The sequence below is a fragment of the Iodobacter sp. CM08 genome, assembly GCF_033446605.1.
GTDB lineage: Bacteria > Pseudomonadota > Gammaproteobacteria > Burkholderiales > Chitinibacteraceae > Iodobacter.
In genome coordinates this window covers 1-3,301 of the sequence record NZ_JAWQUO010000070.1, presented here as the reverse complement: position 1 = coordinate 3,301, position 3,301 = coordinate 1, and the positions used below count along the sequence as shown (strand labels likewise).

4 protein-coding genes are annotated in these 3,301 nt (G+C 50.2%); 3 read left to right on the top strand and 1 reads right to left on the bottom strand.

From position 1 onward, the window contains the following. Positions 1–1,065: MobQ family relaxase (gene mobQ, locus R6242_RS21690; protein ID WP_318430891.1), on the bottom strand; the 1,065-nt coding region annotated here is incomplete at its 3' end. Between the two features lie 191 nt (positions 1,066–1,256). Between mobQ and R6242_RS21685 the strand changes: the two genes are divergently transcribed. The 3 genes from R6242_RS21685 to R6242_RS21675 are packed head-to-tail and all read left to right on the top strand — an operon-like array spanning position 1,257 to position 2,783. Then, the gene (locus R6242_RS21685; RefSeq protein ID WP_318430889.1) at positions 1,257–1,586 is read left to right on the top strand and encodes a mobilization protein; all 330 of its coding nucleotides are present in this window, start codon (positions 1,257–1,259) and stop codon (positions 1,584–1,586) included. Between the two features lie 19 nt (positions 1,587–1,605). Next, complete coding sequence (locus R6242_RS21680; RefSeq protein ID WP_318430887.1) at positions 1,606–2,151, top strand: PAAR domain-containing protein; 546 nt, start codon at positions 1,606–1,608, stop codon at positions 2,149–2,151. Further along, positions 2,148–2,783, top strand: coding sequence for a type VI secretion system amidase effector protein Tae4 (locus R6242_RS21675; RefSeq protein ID WP_318430886.1), 636 nt, complete (start codon positions 2,148–2,150; stop codon positions 2,781–2,783). The genes R6242_RS21680 and R6242_RS21675 overlap by 4 nt, the downstream gene beginning before the upstream one ends. The last annotated feature ends 518 nt before the right edge of the window (positions 2,784–3,301 follow it).

Genomic DNA, 3,301 nt, shown 5'->3' with positions numbered 1-3,301 from the left:
CTCCGCCTTGGCCTCGATCTCTTGCCGTTGTTTTGCCAGCTCGCTGGCTTGGCGCTGCCGCTCGGCCTCGATGGTCTGAGCCTTGGCCGCATCTTCGGCCTTCCACCGTGCAAACTCTGCGGCCACGTCCGCCTTGCCCTGCTCGATGATCTTTTGACTCTCAAATAGGCTCTGTACCGACTGCATACCGGCCCGAATCTCGGCGTAAAGGTCAGGTGCTATCACCGGCGGCTGTATGCCCCGCTCTCGCTCGGCCTTGGCGCTGGCTAGATCGTTGGATAGGTCAAGAATGGAACGGTCAAGCTGACTGCCTTGCCGTTCCAGCTCGCCCAATGCTTTGGCCCCGCTCAGTCGTTCGTTCGCCTCTCGTTCGTGTCTGAGCCGGTTATCACTAGGCTGGCCGGTACGGCGTTCGTAGCCGCTAGCCGATGGGCCTAGGTGTCGGGTTGGGGCGCGGTCGATGATGCCCTGCTCGATGAGACTTCGATGGTCTACGCGTTCAGTGAATCCGTTTTCCTGTAGACGCTTGTTTTGTAATTCCGCGAACCGCCCACGCCAATAATCCACTGCGCCGGTTTTGCGGTCGTCCAGCTCGCGGGTCTTTTCGGTAAAGCCTTCCGGTGTGAGGCGGCGGGTAGTGCAAAGGATGTGGGCGTGATGGTTGCGGTTGTCCCCTTCTTTGCCTGCGGCATGGATCGCTACATCAGCCACGAGGCCGTGACGCTCCACCAGTTCGCGGGCGAAATCGTGGGCGAGCCGCTGACGTTCTTCGGCGGAGAGTTCCGCCGGTAGCGCTATCTCAAATTCACGGGCCACCGTGGAATTTTTACGCGTTTCGGATTGCTCGGCTGCATTCCAGAGTGCGGCACGATCTGCAGCCCATTCTGGCGCATTGGCGGGCAGAATGAGTACAGCAGATTCGACGCCACCTTTACGGGTGTAGTCGTGAACTTCGCCGGTTCGCTCGTCGGTGATTGCCACACCGGCACGATAGGCTGATGCAGCGGTCGCGGTTCGGCCTGCTGATCGGCTTACCGTCTTGACGGAGAGGTGATAATTCGCCACGGGCTGGCCTTTTGAGGTTGATTTGTCACGAAGTGACCGCGCGCAAACGTAGTTTGCATAAGTGCGCCCTTGCTTTCGCTTTGGGTTTGTTGCGATGGCGTCATTGTAGCAACAATTTAACCATTTCTAGTGCGCTAAGTACGCTAAATATTAGCTACAATAACGAACGAGAATAATGCAGAGGATAGAACATGTCAGGCATCGACAAGCGAATTGAAGAATTAGAGCTAAGACTGAAACAGGCTAAAGCACTGAAAAACAAACAAGAGGCACAGAAACGGGCCGCACTCGCAAAAATAGAACGCGCCAAAGAAACCCGTAGAAAAATTCTTGCGGGTTCACTGGTACTTCATCTTATGGCCCAAGAAGGAGAAGAGGGGGAAAAATGGAAGCACGCCCTAGGTAGACGCTTGGATGAATGGCTAACCCGTAACGATGACAGGGAGCTATTTAATATGCCTCCTCTGCCGGAAACAAAAGACAAAGTAGAACCATCCCAAGCACAAGCCCCCCTCATTTAAAACCGACAAGGAATACTTTATGGCTCTGAAACACATTATTCGTGAAGGTGATAAAACCACTCACGGTGGCGTCGTTATTGAATCATTTGCAACGCTTAACGTGTATGGAAAGAAAGCCTCAGGGATAGGTCATAAGGTGACTTGTCCTCTATGCAAAGGGGTGTTTGTGATTGTGGCCGGTGCAGAAACCTTTACCTTTATGGGGAAAAATGTCGCTCTTGAAGGAATGCTCACATCTTGCGGGGCCGCTTTAATTTCCAGCCTAAAAGACGTTAAAGTGGAAGTACAAGTGTCCCCTAGTGCCGTTGTAGAGGGGGAAAAAGCCGCGATAGCGGCCACGGCGGCAACGGTCGCCGCCAAAGCACTTGCACCCTATGACGAACAAACCAAGCTAGTTTCTGGCCTTATAGAAGGCGTCCCCTACTTCATCGAAACTAAAGACGGCCAAATTATCTCCGGACGCATTGGCGCAGATGGGAAGCTCCCCCGCATCGACACCAAGGACGAAAGCGAATACTCAATCCTCTGGGGCGATGAAGCACTTGAAAAGATGGGTGATAAATGAGTCAGAAACTCGTCCAACAAGCCAAAGTAAAAACCAACCTCACAAAGGGTTCTATCTGCTCAATCGACGTTCAAGCAGTCACATTCAAGAGCCTATGGGACAACTACGTTACAGGTTCTCCTTACGACGACCCAAGCAAGACACATTCAAATCAATGTGCTATCCGAATGAGTGCAACTTTGCATAAAGTTGGCGTAGAAATGAAGTCATTCTCACAAAAAATAGTCAAACCAGAAGCCGGAAAAGAAAGTATTGGGCGCATCCTACTTGATGGGAAACCCACAGCCACCCGCGCAAGTGAAATGGCCTCTTGGCTAAGACTACAACCATTTTGCGGTCTTCCTAAAGCACCTGAAGACATCACAGGGCAAGACTGGAAAACAAAAGTCAAAGGACGAACAGGAATCATCGCCTTCGACGGTTATTGGAGCCGAGATAGTGATAGTTCAGGTCAAGCAAGTGGAGGGCATATCGACTTATGGAATGGCAGCCGTTTGACGATTTCAGGCGTTTTTGATGGATTTGCAACTGTAGGTCGTCGTATTGGTATGCAATCCTTCTTCGCTGGGACAGGGTTTGGTTGGTCTGATTTGCGAAATTCAAAAAAGATACTTTTCTGGGAAATGCAATGATAAAAAAACTGTTATGGGCAAGTGGGTTTTTTATTTTAGGGGTTGTCAGTTTATATTTATGGAGTCGCGTAGATGCTCATTTCTGTGAGCTATACCCTAGGCTATGCATGCCTAAAGTAGGCCAATGTAATGACATTGAACATTGTTCAATGTCCCTATTTAGAAAAATAGGAATCATATCTATTTTTTTTGGACCCCCCGTAGTGTTCGCTACAACAGCCTATATCAGAGCTAAAAAAGAAACATCTTGGAGTCAATGGATATATACATTGTTATTACTGGTGGTAGCACATGGGGTAATCATGATTACATTTAGGATGATGACCACCATACTTTGAAGGTTTTCGCGTACGCGAAAATCAAGAAGAGATATCAAAATGGCATCACAGAACACCCTCCTCCCCCTGCTGCCTGCTCGGCTCTCGGATCAGCAAAAACCGCTGATCTCGACCCGATCACCGCCCCGCTGGGGCTGGCACCTAGACTAAATCAAAAAGCCCACAGAATTAAGTTTCTAA